Source organism: Spirosoma panaciterrae DSM 21099 (assembly GCF_000374025.1).
In the GTDB taxonomy this organism is placed as follows: Bacteria; Bacteroidota; Bacteroidia; order Cytophagales; family Spirosomataceae; genus Spirosoma; species Spirosoma panaciterrae.
Genome location: NZ_KB893206.1, coordinates 263,923 through 284,113, shown reverse-complemented (window position 1 = coordinate 284,113; position 20,191 = coordinate 263,923). Strand labels below are relative to the sequence as shown.

The following is a 20,191-nucleotide window of genomic DNA, read 5'->3' as shown; positions in this document are numbered from 1 at the left end:
TGGTTAATGATTCTGGGTTATAATGATGGTATCGCCTTGTTGTCGGTAGTTCAGGTTGGCTATACTCGTCAGGGTCTCAAGGAGTTCATCGGCACTATAGGCTTTAAAAGCCCCCGAAATGGTCTCCTGGGCCAGGGCCTTGTCAGGAATTTGCAGCACGATACCGTAGTTTTCCTTAAATAGAGTGCCGATTTCGGAAAGCGTAGTGCCATCGAAGACATAGCGATGTTCTTTCCAGGAACTGTAGTTTTCCGGTTTCTCGGTTAGTTTTAAGCTTACTTTTCCGGTATTGTCGAAGGTAACCAGATTGCCCGGCTTCATTGTGAGCTGTTTATTGGTCTGCCCTTCCTGATACAATAGCTGAACCTTTCCTTTATTCAGAACCACCTTTTTCGTTTGCTCGCGGGTATTGACCATAAACTCCGTACCCAACACCACGACTTCAAAGTGCTTATCGGTCCGCACCACAAAATTCTGATGGTTAGGCAGGTGCTTGATGGAGAAATCGGCTTCACCCGCCAGTACCACTTCCCGTGTTTTCTGGCCAAAGCCAAATCGGGGCACCCGTAGCGATGAGTTGGCATTCAAGGTAATCCGACTGCCATCGGCCAGCGTCAGCGACCGGGTTTGACCAAAGCCGGTTTCGAAGGTGGTGTAGCGGATCGAGTCCCGAAACACATAACCGCCAACCAGCAGAAGCAGACTCACCGAAGCGGCTACCAGCCAGCGATACCAGGTTGAACCAAGTTGTTGTATAACAGGCTCTTCAATGGGGGTGGATTCAGTCTCTACTTCCCGTTCTACTACGCCGAGCATCCGCTGACGATGCCGCTCCAATGCTTTCCGGTCGTCGGCAATGAATTGGGGGTTTTGACTTTCCCACATGGCCAGGTACTCGAAAAACAGCTCGCGGTTATCCTCTTCTTTTGCCCACTCGTCAATAGCCTGCTTTTGCAGAGCCGTTGCCCGGCCAGCAAAGTAGTTGAGAAGTGATTCTTTCGATACCTGAGTTTTCATCGATTAACTATTAATGCTATCATGACGATTTCAACACAAAAAACACGTAGTCATCATAGAGAAAAATACGCAATCATTGCCAAAGCTGTCCTACCAGGCAGGCAATCAACAACCATTTATCTTTCAACGTATTCCGAATTTGCCGCATGGCCTGAAACAGATGCGCTTCCACAGTGCGCAGCGACAGGTGCAGTTCGTCGGCGATCTCCTGGTACTTTTTGCCCTCAAACCGGTGCATGATGTAAATCTGCCGACGCTTTACGGGCATAGCGTTGATGGCATTTTCGACGTCGTGATAGAGTTCTTCATACTGCGTAATCGAGTCTGGGCTCTGGGTTTTGTGGGCGGGCATCAGCTCGGCATTTTCCAGCGAGGTATTATGCCGCATTTCAGCCCGCACATAATCGAACGCCCGGTTGCGAACCGCCGTAAACAAATACGCCCGGAACGAACTGGTGATGCTCTTATACCGCGACTCCGCCTGAAACTCATAAAAAATGTCGGAGACTATATCTTCAGCGATGGCTTTCGACGATACGAACCGGACCGCATGGCTGCACAGCAGGGTATAGTATTGCCGAAACAACAAGCTGATCCCCCGTTCGACGTCTTCCTGAAAAGCTTTTCGCAGGAATAATTCATTATCCCAACCCGCCTTTCCAGAAGACGGCGTACCTGTTTCTTCCGACTCCAAAACATACACCGCCCCTAACTCGGGCCGTTGTCTTAAGGGCAGGACTTGTCCCATCTCTACGGGTAAATGAAGCGGTTGGTTCATTTGATTATTTCCTCTAGAATGATTCGTAACTGGGCCAATGAATCGTTCGTAAACTACAGATCATGTATTAGTAAAGACGATAATCAGCCTAAAAACACTTAGTCCATTTTCATTATTTTTTCAAAAAATTGAATTTAACAGTGCAGATAGGGATTAAAATCCCATTAACCTGGAGATATACTCTATAGGCGTGGACGAAACGGTCTGATTAGTCCGGCTGTGGTACAGGTAAGCAGAAGGTGCTTGTGAACAGAAGCTTCTTAACCAGAAAAGCAGCGCTACAGCATTATATCCTGACCCTATCCATGATTTTTTATAGCCACATTTTTCCACACCAGCCTCAAGAGGCTCAAATCCTTCTATTCTAAAGCTGTTATCAAGAAAAATAGTGAAATCCGGGGTATTAAATGCACCTGCCAGTCTTTATACTACGTCGCTATGTGGTGATTTAGAGAGCAATCGACAGGATCGCTCGTTTGAAAGAATAAACCATCGAAACTAATACACGCAAATGAACAGACGGGACGCTTTAACACGAACAGCCTGGTTACTGGGTGGCACGCTCTCGGCTCCTACCCTACAGGCCATGAATCGCTGGGAACAACTTGCGTTGAGCGGTCGAACACACCACCGGACGAACTCGTTTCTGACCGAAACCCAACGCGAAATCGTAGCCCGAACCGCCGATCTGATCCTACCCAGAACCGATACGCCGGGGGCAATCGATGCCGGTGTTCCCGACTTCATCAACCTGATGCTCCAGGATTGTTACAAAAAACCAGCGCAGGACGCCTTCCTGACGGGTTTGAGCGACCTGGAACGTAAGAATTTCCTGACACTAACGCCCGATCAGCAAACGGCGCTGCTCAAACAGGTAGAAGCCGAGGCCCAAACATCGTCAGCGCCCACGTACTGGCTCATTACCAAAGAACTAACCTTACTGGGTTACTTCACATCGGAACCCGGCATCAAAGCATCTTTCGACTACCAGCCCATTCCCGGTAAGTTCGTAGCCATCAAAATCAAACCCGGTCAGAAAGATTTCATGTACGGAAATCAAGTGTAGTAGTAGGAGTGAGGAGCGAGTATTAGGAGAACTGACGCAAGCCTTTATTCTGACGCCAGCTACTCCCAATACTCGCTCCTCACTCCTACTACTAAACAACCACTCCTGTAAAAAACTATGAACCTCAATATCAAAGCAGATAAAGCCCAGACGTACGACGCCATCGTGGTCGGGTCGGGCATGACGGGCGGCTGGGCTGCCAAAGAACTCACCGAAAAAGGCCTGAACGTACTGGTCCTCGAACGGGGTTACGAACTGAAGCACGTTGCCGACTATAAAAATGCGATGAAAGATCCCTGGGAATTTCCGCACCGGGGTAAAATCACGAACGTTGCTGCCGAAGAACACTATGCCACGATGTTCTTCTCGGCGAAGGAAGGCTCGCAGTATCTGTTCACCAACGACAAGGAAAATCCCTACATCCAGAAACGACCCTTCAACTGGATTCGGGCCTATCATACGGGTGGGAAGTCATTACTATGGGGCAAACATACCTACCGCTGGAACCCGCAGGATTTTCTGGCCAATGCCAAGGAGGGCATCGGGATCGACTGGCCCATTCGCTACGAAGATCTAGTGCCCTGGTATACCTACGTCGAAAAATTTGTCGGTGTCAGTGGGCAGGCCGAAGGGTTAGCCGTGTTGCCCGACAGCTATTTCCTGCCCCCCATGGCGATGACGGCTCCAGAGATTCACCTGAAGAAATCCGTAGCCCAAAAGTTGAATCGACCGATTACGATTGGTCGGGTCGCTCACCTGACCAAAGCCCAGCCCCAGCATCTGGCCGTAGGCCGAACGGATTGTCAGTTTCGGAATCGCTGTACACGCGGATGCCCGTATGGGGGGTATTTCAGTTCACTGGCTGCTACCCTGCCAGCCGCCCGCCATACGAACCGGCTGACGATGGTTCACAACGCCATTGTCAAGGAGATTCTGTATGACGAAAAAACCCAAAAGGCCAAAGGTGTACGAGTCATCGACCAGAATACCCTCGAAGTGCGGGAGTTCTATGCCAAAGTGCTTTTCCTCAATGCAGGTACCATCGGCTCTACGTCATTGCTGATGAACTCCAAATCAGCCCGTTTCCCGAATGGTCTGGGCAACGATAGCGAGCAACTGGGCCGTAACCTGATGGATCACCACCTGGCCATCGGTGCCCGTGCGGATGTGGAAGGGTTTGAAAATGACTACTATTTCGGTGCTCGTCCGGGGAGTTTATACATTCCGCGCTTCCGCAACTGGGGTGCTGATAAACGCAGCTACCTCCGGGGCTTTGGCTATCAGGGAGGAGCCAGCCGGGCCGACTGGTCGCGCGGGGCGGCTGAAACAGGCTTCGGAGCCGATTTTAAAAACCAGATGACGAAACCCGGACCCTGGAAATTCAGCCTCACCGGATTTGGCGAAGTGCTATCAGACCCCAAAAACCGATTCTATCTCAGCGAAACCGAAACAGACAAGTGGGGCTTACCCCAGCTTGTGTTCGACGCTGATTTCGGTGAGAATGAGTTGGCGATGCGGAAAGACATCATGAACGATGCCGCCGAAATGCTCGAAGCCGCCGGGTTCAAAAATGTAACGCCCTACGACAATCCGGTAGCGCACATGGGCTTGGGGATTCACGAAATGGGTACGGCCCGCATGGGCAGAGATCCCAAAACCTCGGTTCTGAACAAATACAATCAGGTTCATGCCTGCAAAAACGTGTTCGTGACCGACGGTTCGGGCATGACCTCATCCTCCAATGTAAACCCCTCACTGACCTATATGGCGCTCACAGCACGGGCTGCCAGTTATGCGGTTGCCCAGTTGAAAGCGCGGAATTTATAGTTGACTAACCCCTAAATCCCCTGAAGGGGACTTAGCTCGTCTTTGAATTAAGTCCCTTTTAGGGGATTTAGGGGTGCTATAGCCTGCTCTCCCCTAATACCCAAACGATCACTCAATCGGCATGACTAATCAATTCTTACGTTCCGGGTTCGTTATGCTGATTTTCTGGCCAGTATTGCTTTTTGGTCAGACCCAACAATCAGTGCTGACAATTGCCTATGACACCACAAGCCGTCCGATTCGTTTTGGAGTTGATCATCTGGAAAAGGCACTGCAACTGACCGGTTATTCAATTGACAGAAAGCCACAAAATTCGACTGCTGCGATTGTCATTCGCGTGTTGCCTGGTCAGACGAATCCATCCATTCGGGACGAAGGCTACCGGATCAGCTATCAGGCCAACCAACTCCAGATCACAGCCACGAATGCAACGGGTGCCATGTATGGATCAATGGATGTTGCCGAGCAGATTCGGATGGGTAAAACCTGGAAAACGGTAGTTCCGAAAACGGTAAATCCCCACTTCACAGTTCGGGCGCTGAAAGTCAATTTGCCGTGGTCTTCGTACCGGGTAGGTCAGGTGATGGACGTGCATAAAGAAACCTGCCGGGATTTGGCATACTGGCAAAAGTTGCTGGATCAGATGGCCGAGAATCGGTTCAACGTGCTGTCACTCTGGAATGTCCACCCGTTCTCGTTTATGGTCAAACCGACGCATTTTCCCGAAGCCAACAGCTTCTCGGACAAGGAAATGGCCGACTGGAAACAGTTCTGGACGGGCTTGTTTCGGATGGCCAAAGAGCGAGGGATCGATCCATACATTGTCAACTGGAACATCGCCGTATCGCCCGAATTTGCCAAGCATTACGGGGTGAAAGAGCGAAACGACACCTCAGCGATTGTCAAGCGGTACACGCGTGAGGTCGTTACGCAGGTTATCAACGAGTATCCCGATTTGGCCGGCATCGGCATTACGCTGGCCGACTGGATGAGCAATTTCAAAGCCGAAGGGACTGCTCTACCCAACATGACGCCCAAAGACCGGGAAGACTGGCTCGAAGAAACCATTGTGGCGGGTATCAAAGCCGCCAATCGGCCGGTTAAGTTTCTGCACCGTTCCGTCCTTTCTGCCGATCCAGCCGAGATGCGCCGGGTGATCAACAACGCGCATTTATCTGATACGACGCTGGTTGAGATCAAATTTAACTGGTCGCATGGCCACTCGACTCCCTCATTTCTTCTAACGCACGATTCACATTCGGGCAAACGCGACGATGGCTACTGGAATCCGATGCCCAATAACTACCGCATTGAATGGATGATTCGGAATGAGGACTTTTTCATTCTGCGCTGGGGTCAACCCGATTTTATTCGTCGGCATATTGCACAGAATACGGCTCCGTATGTCAACGGCTATTTCGTTGGCTCAGAAGGGTATATTCCGGCCAAAGAGTATTCGCATGTCGATAACGCGCACCGCACCTGGACGTATGCCTTCGAGAAACAGTGGTTGTTTTATCAGCTCTGGGGTAGATTGCTCTACGACCCTAAAACACCCGATGCCGTATTTGAAGCCAGCTTTGCCAGTCGGTACGGAGCCAAATCGGGTAAACCGATGCTGGAAGCTACCGCTGCTGCCAGTCAGATGCCGCTACGACTTGCTTCTTATTTTGCCTCGACCTGGGATTACACACTCTATTCAGAAGGTTTTTTGTCCCCTTTTTCGGCAGGGAAAGGATTTCAGGATGATGTATCGTCGTTTATTTCTGTCAACGAACTTATTGAACACCAACCCTTAGACCCAACCTATCTGTCGATTAAGGACTATGCCGCACTGAAACAGGCAAATGGCTCGCTGCCCGCCGGAAAAGTCGGCCCGCTAACCCTGGCTGACTGGCTGGATGCTGATAGCAAAACCGTTCTGGCACGAGTTCAGCAACTGCGTCCGGGCGCTCCACCTACGCTGGCCTGTGAGCTGGCCGATCTGGAAACCTGGGCCTATTTGAGCCGGTATTTCGCCGATAAACTCCGGGCTGGGGTGGCTCTACAAACGTACCGGCTTTCGCAAAATAAGGCCCATCAGCAAGAGGCCATTACCCTACTAACCCGATGCCTGACCCATTGGCGTACCGTCAGTGATATTACTGCCAGCCATTACCACGAAGTGCCTTATATCGACGGGTATGTCTCGAAAGAAAACGCCTTCAACGATGCCCGAACCTTCATCTGGTCCAAGTACATACCGCAGGTGGAGCGCGACATTCTGTTGGCTAAAGACAGCGATGGGGTCAATAGATAATAGCATTCTAACTAAAATGTAAGTTAAAGTGATTTTTTAGAACAAAACGAAGTATTCTGGTTAACTTGCTAGCGATTCAACGAAATGGTATCTACTAATCGGGTAATGGATTTCTCCGTTCAACAGGAAGATGAAACAGGCTGGTGGATACGCCTTCAGCAGGGAGAATCGAATGCACTGGCTTACTTTTACGAAAACTATGCGGACTGGCTGTTGCAATACGGGCTATCAGTAGCGTACAATCGGGAGTTGGTACAGGACTCGGTTCAGGAGCTTTTTGTCCAGATCTGGAATCGACGGCACAACCTCAGCGTTCCGCAATCGGTCAAATATTACCTGATGGTTTCTCTACGACGAATCATTCTGGCCGATGTTCGAAAAGAACGACTCACCACCGATTCATTTCCCGACAATACCTTATCGCTCGAACAGCAGTATGCTACCGACGTCAGTGAAGTCGAAGCGTCGAATGTTCAGAAATTGCAGCTAGCCGTCCGGTCGTTGCCCCCTCGTCAGCAGGAGATCATTTTTCTCAGATTCTTCGAAAAGATGAGTTATGAAGACATCTCCGAACTGACCGGACTGGAGTATCAGATTCTGCGAAACACTATTCACCGGGCCATTAAAACGTTACGACAAGCCCTCATTCATACCATCGATTTTCTACTACCGTTCTTGGTACTGGCCAATATCTAACTGTTTATCAGCGGCTTCTTCTCTTGCTTAAATTTTTCTGAAAAATTTTCCAATTCGGAAGGTTACAAAAACCTTATTGCCCTTTCTATACGGGTATACACCGACACAACTCCTACTCCTTTCCAATGAACTATCTGCACTTTACGGAAGAAGACTTTGCCGCTGATGATTTCTTTCAGCGATGGGTGCTGGAAGCCGACTCAGCGAGTGAATCGTTCTGGCAAAACTGGCTTGCCGAGCACCCAGAAAAACGGCCTGTCGTCAAGAAAGCGCAATGGCTGGTTCAGCACATTTCGTTCGGTGAAACCTGGACCCCATCGGAGCGGTCGAGTATGTGGCAGGCTATACAGGCCAACCTGAACGACGACGCGACGCCCGTTGTACCGCTGTGGGAACAACCTGCCCATTCGATAGGCTGGTGGAAACGGCCTGTGTGGGTGGTAGCCGCTGGCATAGCCGTCATCCTGCTCAGCTACGCCCTGATTTATAACCCATTGCGAACTAAAGAAATCCAAACGGCTTATGGTGAAATTCGTCAGATAACGCTGGCCGATGGGTCAACCGTTACGCTGAACGCTCATTCCAGACTGCACTTTGCCAACGATTTTCTAGACAGGCCCAGCCGCGAAGTCTGGGTAGAAGGCGAAGCATTTTTTGACGTCGTCAAGCGTAGCGCCAATGGCAAGCGGGTTCCGTTTGTGGTTCATGCCAACACCCTGAAAATACAGGTATTAGGCACCGCATTCAATGTGCTCAACCGCCGGGATAAGGTCGATGTGGCTCTTGAGCATGGCTCGGTGAAAGTGGTCGATGAGCAGAACGAACAAAATACCGTGATGCTGAAACCAGGCGAAAAAGTGAGTCAGTCGCACGAAAAAGTCCGACTGGTCAAGCAGGCCATTCAGATTGACGATTACACGGCCTGGAAAGACAAGGTCATTTTATTTAAACAAAAGTCGCTGGCCGAAATCGCGGACATGCTGAAAGACATGTATAACCTCGATGTCGTGATCGACAACCCCGCACTCAAACAGGAAACCTTTACAGGCTCATTTCCAGCCGATTCGGCCGAAGTATTCTTTGCGAAACTTCAGCGCATGTACCCAATCTCGATTCATAAAGATGGCGATGTGGTTCATCTGAAATGATAAAAAAATCCCGCCCTTGTCGCTGGGTCTTGCCGGACGAATAGCGAAAGGACGGGCGTAATCGATTGTCAACCCTAAACCTAAAAAAAAGAATGTCTCCATCCATACGAGCAGTTCTATTTTTTTTGCTTTTATCGAGCGCTACCCTGCTGCCTACTGCCGCCAGTGCTCAGATATTCGCAGCCAATTATGTTCGCCCGGCCCTTCAGGGCGAGGTCAATGCCACCCGGCTTTCGCTAAACGAAGCGTTAGACGTTCTCAGCCGCCATTATAAGGTAATTTTTGAGTTCAACGATAACTTGCTCAAGAATAAAACCATCGATCGTAGCCTGCTCGATAACAAACAAAATCTGGAAGGAAAGCTCGAACGTATATTGGCACCGTTCGGACTGAACTTTGAACGATATGGCAAAAAATCGTACCTGATTTTCCCATTGAACAACAGCGTAAAACCAGTTGCTGACCCCAAAAGCAATGAAAAAAGTCTGCTCAAAGAGTCGGCTCAAAATGGCTCCGTATACAACCCGCTGGAAACAAAATCCGAACAGGAACGTTTCAATCGGCTGACAACCCTTTCCGTAACCCCATTACCCATCGCCGATCTGCCGATTCAGGGAACGGTATCCGACGAAAAAGGGGAAGGACTACCTGGCGTCAGTATCATTCTGAAAGGCTCGCAGCGGGGTACCACCACCGATGTGAATGGTCGGTATAAACTGGATGTCCCAAACGGATCGGCCACCCTGATTTTCAGCTTCGTAGGCTATCTATCGCAGGAAGTGGTCGTAGGCACCCGCTCTACGGTCGATGTTGTGCTCAAGCTCGATAATAAAACGCTTGAAGAAATTGTGGTGGTGGGGTATGGTTCGGTAAAACGTAAGGACTTAACCGGCTCAATAGCCTCGGTCGGTAGCCAGGAAATTAAGGAGTTAGCCGTTGCCCGAATCGACCAGGCATTGCTGGGAAAAGTAGCCGGAGTACAGGTAAAAACCGTGTCGGGCGATCCAGGTGCCGCTCCCCAGATCCGAATCCGGGGGATCGGGAGTATTTCGGCCAGTTCCAATCCGCTGTATGTAGTCGACGGGTTTCCTATCGATAACATCCAGACGCTAAATCCCAATGATGTGGAGAGCATGGACATTCTGAAAGATGCTTCGGCTACAGCCATTTATGGCTCTCGTGGTGCCAACGGTGTAATTATCATCAATACCAAACGGGGTAAGTCGGGCAAAGCAACCATCAGTTTCGATACCTACTACGGATTCCAGAGTATTCTACGACGGCCCGAATTTTTCAATGCCCAGCAGCAGGCGCAGTACTACTACGATGGCATCCGTAATCGGAATATCGATAACGGCAACAACATCTCCGGCCCTATGAATACCTGGGCCATTCCAGTTCCGCAAACTATCCAGGATGTGCTGTCTGGCAAAAACACGTACAACACCGACGCGCTGGATGCCGTCTTTCGGGTAGCCCCTCAAAGTCAGTATCAACTATCAGCAACGGGCGGCACCGACAATGTACGGTATGCCATCAGTGGCGAGTATTTCAACCAGGAAGGGATTATTCGGAACAGCAACTTCAACCGGTATTCATTACGCGCCAATGTCGATGCTAAACTGACCAATCGGTTATCAGTCAAACTGAATTTCAATACGGCTTATACGGATGCCAAAGTAGTGACGGCCAGTGGCCCTGGTGGTGGTGATAACGACGGTATCATTGCTCAGGCTACGTCGGCTCAGCCTTACTATCCCCTCTATAATGCTGACGGCAGCTATTTCGTCTATTCCAATCTGGATGCCTCCACCATTCTGCTGAACCCCGTAGCCCTGGCGCTCGAAATTCAGGGAAAACGGAAAGGCATGCGGGTGTTGGGCAACGTCAATCTGGAGTACAAATTCTCCGAGGCCGTGAGCCTGAACGTATTGTTGGGCGCTACGTCGTACAACACGCGGGGAACGCGCTTCCGGCCACAGATTCCAGCCTTTTACAACAATGCCGCCGTAGGGGCCGACAGCACGTCCAATACCCTCAACTGGCTGACCGAATACACTCTCAACTACCGGAAAAGTTTTGGAAAACATAACCTTGTCGGGCTGGCAGGGTTCACGATGCAGAAAGAAACCAACGAGTCGAGTTTCCTAACCAGCAACAAATTTCCGAACAATCTGGTACCGACATTAAGTGCGGTCAGCGGCATTCTGACGGATGGCTCATCGAGTATGTACCAATGGTCGCTGATTTCGTACCTGGCGCGGGTCAATTACAACTACAGCGATAAGTATTACCTGACCGCTTCGATTCGGACCGATGGTTCTTCCCGGTTTGGCGACAATCATAAATACGGCATTTTTCCATCGCTGGCCGTGGCCTGGCGGATTTCAGACGAGGACTTCCTGAAAAGTGTCCGTAACCTGAGCGAGTTGAAACTGCGGGTCAGCTACGGTGAAACGGGCAACAACAACATCGGGAATTACGAGCATTACCCAACCATCAACTACGAAAAGTACACGCTGGGCGGGGTAGCCATCGGTGGATTCGCAGCGGCCCGACCCGCCAACCCGAACCTGACCTGGGAAAAGCAGAAATCGTTTAACATCGGTCTGGACGCCAGCTTTTTCAATCGACGGGTAACTGTCAACCTGGACCACTTTCAAGCCCGCAACACCGACTTACTGCTGAACGTCAACGTCCCCGACGTAACCGGCTTCAGCACAGCGTTGCAGAACATTGGCGAGGTCAAAAATACAGGTTGGGAGTTTGTACTGGGAACGGTCAACATCGACCGGGCACTCAAATGGTCGACTGATTTCAACATTTCAACCTATAAGAACAAGGTGGTGAAACTGGGCGTACAGGGCGACCCCATCATTTCAGGCCGGAATATCACCATGATTGGTCAACCCATCGGGATGTTTTACGGCTTTCTGGTCGATGGTATTTACAAAACCCAGGCCGATGTCGACCGAGGGCCCGTCTACAATCCAGGTGCTGCTGACCGCTCACGACCTGGCGATATTCGGTTCGTGGACGTGAGTGGCCCGAACGGAAAACCTGATGGCGTTATCAACAGCTACGACAACACAATCATGGGGACGCCCTACCCCGATTTTTACTACGGAATGACCAACCGAATTTCGTACAAAAACCTGAGCCTAAGCATCAACCTACAAGGTACACACGGCAGTGAAGTGATCAGCACAGCCCGCAACATCACCCTACTTACCCGTTCGCGCAGCCGGACGCTGGCGACCCAGATCAATTACTGGAAATCGGAGCAGGACCCCGGCGATGGTGTTACCCCACGGCCTAACGATGCCCCAACGGGCGGTATTCGCCTGTCGAACCAGCGCTATGTGGATACGGGAACGTACCTGCGGATCAACAACGTCACCCTCAGCTACCAGCTTCCGAGTGAACTCGTAAAACGGTTGTCACTCAATAGCATCCGGGTGTATTCGAGTGCCAACAATCCCTTCCTGTTCACGAAGAACACCTCGTTTAACCCCGACGTCAGCAACACGGATAACGCCCTCACACCCGGTATCGACCTGAACAACTATCCTTTGGCAAAGAGCTTCCTGTTCGGCCTGAATGTTACGTTCTGATACCCATCCATCTGCAAAAAATACGATCATGAAAACCTTACTCTCCCTTTTTGCATTGACCGCACTGCTGATGGTTTCCTGCAAAAACTTTATTGAAGTGCCGCCCGTTTCCACCGTGAGCGTCGATGCGCTCTACAAAACCGACAAAGATTATCAGGACGCTGTGGTGGCCGCCTACAACACCCTGCAACTGCAATACCAGGATTTCTGGATTTTTGGCGATATGCGGGGCGACGACGCGCGTCAGGAAGTTGTTAAAACCGACCCCTGGTATTTCTCGGATGCGTTCATTCTGAGCAGCGACAACGATCTGCTCCGAACCACCTGGCGGAACTACTACAACATCATCAACCGGACCAATACTATCCTGACCCGGATCGAAAATGCCGACCCAGCGGTTGTCACCAACAAGAATCGCCACATGGCCGAGGCTAAATTTTTACGCGCCTTTGCCTACTTCGATCTGGTCCGCATTTTCGGGGACGTTCCCATGCTCACCAAACCCGCCACGACCGACGAAGCCTACAAGCTGGCCCGTGAAAAAGCCGACAGGATCTACGATGAAATCATCATCAAAGATCTGATGGATGCGGAGAGTGTCCTACCAACCCGATATACTGGAACCGATGTAGGCCGGGCAACCAAAGGAGCCGCCAAAGCCATTCTGGGACGCGTGTACATGACCCGCAAGGATTTTGTAAAAGCCGAAGCCAAACTTCAGGAAGTAACCACGCTGGGGTATTCGCTGCTGCCCAATTTCAACGACCTGTTTGTGTACACCAAAGACGAGCACCACAGCGAATACATTTTCGACATCGAATACGAAGAAGGCATCGGCGAAGGTAGTGTATTTACCAACCGTTTTTTTCCTAATTCGGCCGCTATGGCCGATGTATACGGTGTAAAAGGCGGACTGACCGAGGCCAACTCACCATCGCCCGGCCTGATTGCCCTCTTCACCGCCGATGACCGTCGTAAAGATATTACCGTACAGAAAGACTTTTTCATCGATAAGAACGGCAATCCCGTAAAACTTCCTTCAGCTACGTCGCAGGGGTACACCAAAAAATATATTACACCCGTCGCAACCGGCAACGACAGTCGGGCCAACTGGAAGGTCATCCGCTATGCCGACGTGCTACTCATGTATGCTGAAGCCCTCAATGAAAACGGTAAAACGGCTCAGGCACTGCCTTTTATCAATCAGGTTCGTACCCGGGCGGGTGTGGCCCCTTACAGTGATTTGAGCAAAGATGAATTACGGGAGAAAATTTACCGGGAGCGTCGGCTGGAGTTAGCATTTGAAGGAGTCCGCTGGTTCGACCTGGTCAGAACAGGACGGGCATTCGACACCCTCAAATCGTTGGGTATGAAAGACTACATGACGGTATTTGCCATTCCGTTAAGTCAGATTCAGCTCATCAACAACCGGACGATTTTCCCCCAGAATCCCGGATACGAATAACAGATAGGTTGGTACTATCCACACTCATTTTCTCAAAAGCCTGACCGGCCCTTCAACACCCGATGACCTAACGTGAGTTTTTGAACTCACCCATTCTTATGGAACGAAGAGACTTTATAAAAACCAGTGGCCTTCTGGGTGGTGCCTATGCTCTCTCAGGCGCACCGCTGCTGGCATACCCCTCCCTCCTGACGCCGGGCGCAGCTCCTGCCGAAACCTACTGGCTCGATGGCCCCATGCGCTGGGTACAACTGGCCTTCGTGGAACGCGACCCCGGCCACTACGATCCCGATTTCTGGCTAAATTACTTCAAGCGGATTCATGCCGATGGGGCCTTACTCAGTGCTGGTGGCATCGTGGCCTTTTATCCAACCCAGATTCCGCTGCACCACCGGAGCGACTTCATGGGCAATTCGGATACACTAGGCTATCTGGTCGAAGGCTGCAAAAAGCAGGGCATGAAGATCATGCTTCGCACCGATCCCCACGCTGTACGGCAGGATGTGTACGACGCACACCCCGAGTGGATAGCGGTAACCGCCGATGGGCAGAAACGTCGTCACTGGGCCAATCCTGATCTGTGGGTTACCTGCGCGTTAGGACCTTACAGCTTCGACTTTATGACTTTAGTCAACAAGGAGATCATGGAGAAATTCCAGCCGGAAGGTATTTTCTCGAACCGCTGGCATGGCCATGATACCTGCTACTGCGATAGCTGCCAGCGTAATTTCAAAGCCTACTCCGGTCTGGATCTGCCCCAGAAAATCGACAAGCTTGACCCTACCTACCGCAAATGGGCAGAATGGCGCATGAAACGGCTTCGGGAAGTGTGGGCGACCTGGGATGCGGGCATCCGGCAAATAAAACCCAGCGCCCGATTCATTCCTAACGGTTTCCCAGACAAAGTCATGACGGGAAAAGAGGCCGATCTGTTCTTCGCCGATCAGCAGGCTCGCCGGGGCCTAATTCCGCCCTGGGCCAATGGCAAAGGGGCTAAAGAACTCCGCTCGACGCTGGGTATGAAACCCCTCATCGGTATTTTCAGCGTGGGTATTGAAGAAGAATTTCGGTGGAAGGATTCGGTACAGAGTGATGCCGAAATACGAATCTGGGTTGCCGAAGGAACCGCCAATGGCATGCGTCCCTGCTTTGTAAAATTCGGGGGCGACATCTACGACAAACGCTGGATGGAATCTGTAGCGAAGTTGTACGAAGGTTATTACAAGAACGAGAAATACCTCCGCAACACCGCACCAATGGCCAGAGTTGGGCTGGTTTATTCCGAACAAACCGACCGTAACTACGGTGGAAAACCCTGGCAGCAGAAAAGTGGGGATCACCTCGACGGTATGTACCACAATCTGGTAGAAAATCGGATTCCGTTCGACATGGTGAACGACCGACTGCTCACGGCCGACGACCTTAAGCGGTTCAAGTTGCTGATCCTTCCCAATATTGCCGCTCTTTCCGATGCGCAGTGTAAACAGATACAGGCCTTTGTCGAGAAAGGTGGCAGCGTTATGGCTACGTTCGAAACCTCGCTGTACGATGAAGACGGCAAACAACGGTCTGATTTCGGGCTGGCGAGTCTGTTCGGTGTATCTTACGACCAGAAAGTAGAAGGTCCCTTGCGGAACAGCTACCTCCATCTGCAACAGGGCGGCAAAGACAGCCAGACGCAACTGATTCTCAGAGGACTAGAAGATACCCCGCGCATCATCAATGCCATTTACAAAGTCAACGTCAAACCTACGGCGACCAATTTCCCCAGCCCGGTCACGCTCATCCCAACCTACCCCGACTTACCAATGGAAGACGTATACCCGCGTGTGCCGCAAACCGATACGCGCGAATTATACCTGCGACAGATTGGCAAAGGTCGGGTGGCCTACATCCCGGGCGATCTGGATCGGTCGTTTTGGCAACTACTGGGCGTCGATCACGGTCAGCTTCTCAGCAATGTAGTAAATTGGGCATTAGATGAGGAACCCATTGCCACCGTAACCGGCCCCGGTGTGATTGATGTACATGTATGGCGACAGGCGAATTCGATGACTGTTCACCTGGTTAACCTGACCAATCCGATGATGATGAAGGGGCCGTTCCGGGAGCTAATCCCTATTGAGGCTCAGGTCTCTGTAGCTGTTCCGCCAGGGGCCAAAGTAACGGGGGTAAAACTATTGATGAGTGAGCAAAAACCTAAATTTGAGATCAAAGGCGGCAAGCTCATGGTAGCAATTCCCAAAATAGTCGATCATGAAATTGTGGCTCTGGATCTGGCCTAAACATGTAAAAGCTCCGGCTCCCGTGTTGGTGAGGACACAGACACGGGAGTCCCTGAACGAATAAAAGTAGCCCAAACCCAACCAACTTATGACCTGGAAACAAGTAATAGACCCGTTTGGTAACCTCCCACTATCGGTAATCGTAGCCGCCCTACCCATCCTGTTCATCTTCTGGGCGCTGATTATCCGCAAGATGAAAGGCTACCAGGCTGCCCTTATCGCGACGGCTCTGGCCATGCTCATTGCCATTGCCGTCTATAAAATGCCCATTCAACTGGCCGGGCTGTCGATTCTACACGGAGCACTCTATGGCCTGTTTCCCATCTGCTGGCTGGTGATCATGGCCGTATTCCTCTTCAACCTCACCGTTAAGGCCGGACAGTTCGACATCATCAAACATTTCATGGCATCCATCACCTCCGACCGACGACTCCAGGCCCTGCTCATCGCCTTCTCCTTCGGAGCCTTCCTCGAAGGTACAGCCGGATTCGGTGCCCCCGTCGCCATCACGGCCGCCATGCTCGTCGGACTCGGCTTCAACCCCCTCTATGCCTCCGGCATCTGCCTGATTGCCAATACCGCCCCGGTAGCCTTTGGCTCCATCGGCATTCCCATCACGGTAGCCTCCCAGGTATCGGGCATTCCCGAACTGCCCATCTCCCAGATGGTGGGCCGCACCCTGCCCATTCTGTCGGTGATCCTGCCGTTTTATCTGGTGACCATCATTGCCGGGTTTAAAAAAGCTCAGGAAGTATTGCCTGCCGTGCTGGTGTCGGGCGGAGCGTTTGCCTTGTTGCAGTGGTTTTCGGCCAACTATCTGGGGCCAGCCCTGCCCGATGTAATTGCAGGACTGGGATCGATCATCTGTCTGATGACCTTTCTGCGTTTTTGGAAACCCAAAACCGTCTGGCGGTTTGCCAACGAACCGGCGGCTACTTTCGATAGCTCCATTCAGTATTCGGGGGGGGAGCTACTGCGAGCCTGGAGCCCATTCCTGCTCTTGACCATCATGGTCATCTTCTGGGGGTTGCATTCGATCAAGGATGTGCTCAACGCCCACGGCCAGCTTCAGTTTGAGTTTCCGGGTCTGCACAATGCCATTCAGGGCCAGGACGGGACGTTGTTGGCTAAAGTGTTCAAGTTCAACTACCTCTCGGCGGCAGGTACGGCTATTCTGATTGCCTCGCTGGTGACCATACCGCTGGTCGGGTTGACCTATCGGCAAGGGCTACAGGTCTTTGGCGCTACGTTGCACCAATTACGATTTCCTGTTCTGACTATCGCTTCTGTACTGGGGTTTGCCTATATCGTGAATGATTCGGGCATTACGCTCACCCTGGCAGAATCGTTGGCACAAACAGGTGTTCTGTTCCCTTTTTTCGCGCCGGTGTTGGGCTGGCTGGGGGTATTTATCACCGGGTCCGACACCTCAGCCAATGCTCTGTTCAGTAAGCTACAGTATGCCACAGCGCAATCCATTGGCGTAGATCCGGTGGTGAGTGTAGGGGCTAATGTATCGGGTGGTGTAGTGGGTAAGATGATTTCGCCCCAGTCGATAGCTGTGGCGGCAGCGGCTGGTGATCTGGTGGGCAAGGAGTCGGATCTGTTCCGGTTTACGGTCAAGCACAGTTTCATTATGTTGGGCTTCATCTGCCTGATCACGTTAGGGCAAGCCTATGTGTTTCAATGGATAATACCGGTTTATGAAAAGGTAGCGGGAACAAAAGCCACAGTCGTTCCCGACTTGTCGAAGGGCTATACCTATCTCATTGGTCTGGCCGTTCTCCTAGCCGTATTAGCCATTTTGGTACTTACAACTAAAAAGAAAACGCAAACTCCGGCTCCTGCCAACTAAGTAGTACAGGCTACCTTTTTCGTCTCTGCTCGTAGAGGCCGTAGGCATCTTATTCTTTTCTCGTATACGATTCCATTTTATGACTGCTCCACTTAGCCACTACATGAAGGTTGGCCTGGTCCACTTTATGGCTTTCCCCGAAACCATGAAAGGAGACGGGCCCATCGTCGAAACCATCAAAAAAGTAGTTCTCGACGATTATTTCAACGCTATTGAAATTACCACTGTTAACGATCCCGATATTCGTCAGAACGTAAAACGCCTGCTGGAAGCCTCGCATATGCAGGTGGCTTTTGCGGCCCAGCCTCGATTACTTACTACCGGACTTAATCTCAACGATACCAACGAAGACGGTCGTCAGAAGGCACTCGCCAATGCCAAGGAAGGCATCGATCAGGCCTATGAATTGGGGGCTTCGGGCTTTTCATTTCTGAGTGGCCGATACGATGAAGCAGACAAAGAAAATGCGTTTCAACTGCTGGTCGATTCGACGAACGAACTCTGCGCCTACGCCAAGAGCAAGGGCGATATGAAGATCTCACTGGAAGTGTTCGATTACGATGTCGATAAAAAATCGCTGATCGGCCCGGCAGATCTGGCCTTACGGTACGCGCAGGAAATCCGGAAAACCCACGATCATTTCGGGCTGATGGTCGACCTGAGCCACATTCCGCTCATTCACGAAACCATTGAAGAGTCGCTGCTGCCCGTAAAAGATTACATCACCCACGCCCACGTTGGCAACTGTGTGGTCAAAAGCCCCGACATGCCCGCTTATGGGGATGTACACCCCCGCTTTGGCTTTCCGAATGGCGAAAACGATGTGGCCGAAGTAGCGCATTACCTGAAAGTGCTGCTCGACATAGGCTATCTGAATACCGAAAACCCGCCAATCTTTAGCTTTGAAGTCAAACCATTTGGCGATGAAGACCCGGATGTCGTAATTGCCAACGCCAAACGCACCCTGAACGAAGCCTGGGCGCGGGTGTAAGGTAATCTATAACACAGACAATAGAACACGGATTTTTATGATGATTATGATTTGTCATGATCCGCAGAAATCATAATCATCATAAAAATCCGTGTTCTATCCTAATCGAGACCGAACAAACATGAAGATTGTAGTACTGGATGGATACACCCTGAACCCCGGCGATTTGACCTGGGAAGGTATTGAACAATTGGGCGAATTAACCGTATACGACCGCACACCAGCCGACAAAGTACTGGAGCGGGCTGCCGATGCCGAAGTCCTTTTTACGAACAAAACTCCGCTGGGTGAAGACGTTCTGGAAAACCTACCCAATCTGAAATTTATTGGCGTACTGGCCACCGGCTACAACATCGTTAACACAGAGGTCGCTAAAGCAAAAGGGATTATTGTCAGCAATGTACCCGGCTATGGAACGGCCTCGGTTGTGCAGATGACTTTCGCTTTATTGCTCGAACTGACCCAGCATGTCAAACACCATAGCGATACCGTAAAAGACGGTAAATGGGCGAAATCGGCCGACTGGTGTTATTGGGATTATCCCCTTATCGAACTCGCTGGCAAAACGATGGGTATCATTGGGTTCGGTAGTATCGGTGAGAAAGTCGGCGATATTGCCACAGCCTTTGGCATGAACATTCTGGGTTCCAAACGGCACCAGACGGACCAGTCGCACCGACCTAATTTCCGCTGGGCCGACGTACCGGAAATTCTGGAGCAATCGGACGTAGTGAGTATTCATTGCCCACTAACGCCCGAAACCAAAGGGTTGATCAATCAGGAAAACCTGAAGCGGATGAAACCAACGGCGTTTTTGCTCAATACGTCCCGTGGGCCAATCATTGTCGATCAGGATTTGGCCAATGCACTCAACAGCGATGTGATTGCCGGAGCGGGTATTGATGTGCTATCAGTTGAACCGCCTGCTGCCGACAACCCGCTGTTTACGGCCAAAAACTGCCTGATTACCCCGCACATTGCCTGGGCAACCAAAGAAGCCCGGTCACGATTGATGGCTATTACCATCGCGAACCTGGAAGCCTATCTGGCTGGCAATCCGGTTAACGTGGTCAATACCTAACCGTTTCATTTTAACCCATTTTCTTCCCTGATCGGGAGCTTGTCCGGTAGCCGCCGAATAAGCTCCTCA

Annotated in this window: 13 protein-coding genes; 11 read left to right on the top strand and 2 right to left on the bottom strand. The window is 51.1% G+C overall.

The genetic code is table 11. The annotated features are described in order from the left end of the window. Positions 1 to 3 precede the first annotated feature (3 nt). Complete coding sequence (locus tag B153_RS0125980) at positions 4 to 1,017, bottom strand: FecR family protein (RefSeq protein ID WP_020599679.1); 1,014 nt, start codon at positions 1,015 to 1,017, stop codon at positions 4 to 6. Between the two features lie 73 nt (positions 1,018 to 1,090). Next, positions 1,091 to 1,795, bottom strand: a complete 705-nt coding sequence (locus B153_RS0125975; RefSeq protein ID WP_020599678.1) for an RNA polymerase sigma-70 factor — start codon at positions 1,793 to 1,795, stop codon at positions 1,091 to 1,093. 511 nt (positions 1,796 to 2,306) lie between these two features. Between B153_RS0125975 and B153_RS0125970 the strand changes: the two genes are divergently transcribed. From B153_RS0125970 to B153_RS0125920, 11 genes are all read left to right on the top strand, one after another. Continuing rightward, a complete protein-coding gene (locus B153_RS0125970; protein WP_020599677.1) occupies positions 2,307 to 2,861 on the top strand; it encodes a gluconate 2-dehydrogenase subunit 3 family protein in 555 nt (184 codons plus the stop codon). Between the two features lie 117 nt (positions 2,862 to 2,978). Next, positions 2,979 to 4,688, top strand: a complete 1,710-nt coding sequence (locus tag B153_RS0125965; protein WP_020599676.1) for a GMC oxidoreductase — start codon at positions 2,979 to 2,981, stop codon at positions 4,686 to 4,688. A gap of 121 nt (positions 4,689 to 4,809) precedes the next feature. Next, entirely contained in the window at positions 4,810 to 6,987 is a 2,178-nt protein-coding gene (locus B153_RS35910; protein WP_040762052.1) for a hypothetical protein, read from the top strand. Positions 6,988 to 7,071: 84 nt separating this feature from the next. Next, complete coding sequence (locus B153_RS0125955) at positions 7,072 to 7,683, top strand: RNA polymerase sigma factor (RefSeq protein WP_026262464.1); 612 nt, start codon at positions 7,072 to 7,074, stop codon at positions 7,681 to 7,683. 125 nt (positions 7,684 to 7,808) lie between these two features. Further along, on the top strand, positions 7,809 to 8,831 hold the full coding sequence (locus B153_RS0125950; protein WP_020599673.1) for a FecR family protein: 1,023 nt from the start codon (positions 7,809 to 7,811) through the stop codon (positions 8,829 to 8,831). A gap of 92 nt (positions 8,832 to 8,923) precedes the next feature. Next, the gene (locus B153_RS0125945) at positions 8,924 to 12,445 is read left to right on the top strand and encodes a SusC/RagA family TonB-linked outer membrane protein (RefSeq protein WP_020599672.1); all 3,522 of its coding nucleotides are present in this window, start codon (positions 8,924 to 8,926) and stop codon (positions 12,443 to 12,445) included. A gap of 28 nt (positions 12,446 to 12,473) precedes the next feature. Next, a complete protein-coding gene (locus B153_RS0125940) occupies positions 12,474 to 13,910 on the top strand; it encodes a RagB/SusD family nutrient uptake outer membrane protein (RefSeq protein ID WP_026262463.1) in 1,437 nt (478 codons plus the stop codon). Between the two features lie 98 nt (positions 13,911 to 14,008). Beyond that, positions 14,009 to 16,195, top strand: coding sequence for an alpha-amylase family protein (locus B153_RS0125935; protein WP_020599670.1), 2,187 nt, complete (start codon positions 14,009 to 14,011; stop codon positions 16,193 to 16,195). Positions 16,196 to 16,283: 88 nt separating this feature from the next. After that, positions 16,284 to 18,050 (top strand): L-lactate permease, encoded by a 1,767-nt coding sequence (locus tag B153_RS0125930; RefSeq protein ID WP_020599669.1) that lies wholly within the window; start codon positions 16,284 to 16,286, stop codon positions 18,048 to 18,050. A 79-nt stretch (positions 18,051 to 18,129) separates the two neighbouring features. Continuing rightward, positions 18,130 to 19,041, top strand: coding sequence for a sugar phosphate isomerase/epimerase family protein (locus tag B153_RS0125925; protein ID WP_026262462.1), 912 nt, complete (start codon positions 18,130 to 18,132; stop codon positions 19,039 to 19,041). A gap of 121 nt (positions 19,042 to 19,162) precedes the next feature. Further along, on the top strand, positions 19,163 to 20,122 hold the full coding sequence (locus tag B153_RS0125920) for a D-2-hydroxyacid dehydrogenase (protein WP_020599667.1): 960 nt from the start codon (positions 19,163 to 19,165) through the stop codon (positions 20,120 to 20,122). Positions 20,123 to 20,191 lie beyond the last annotated feature (69 nt).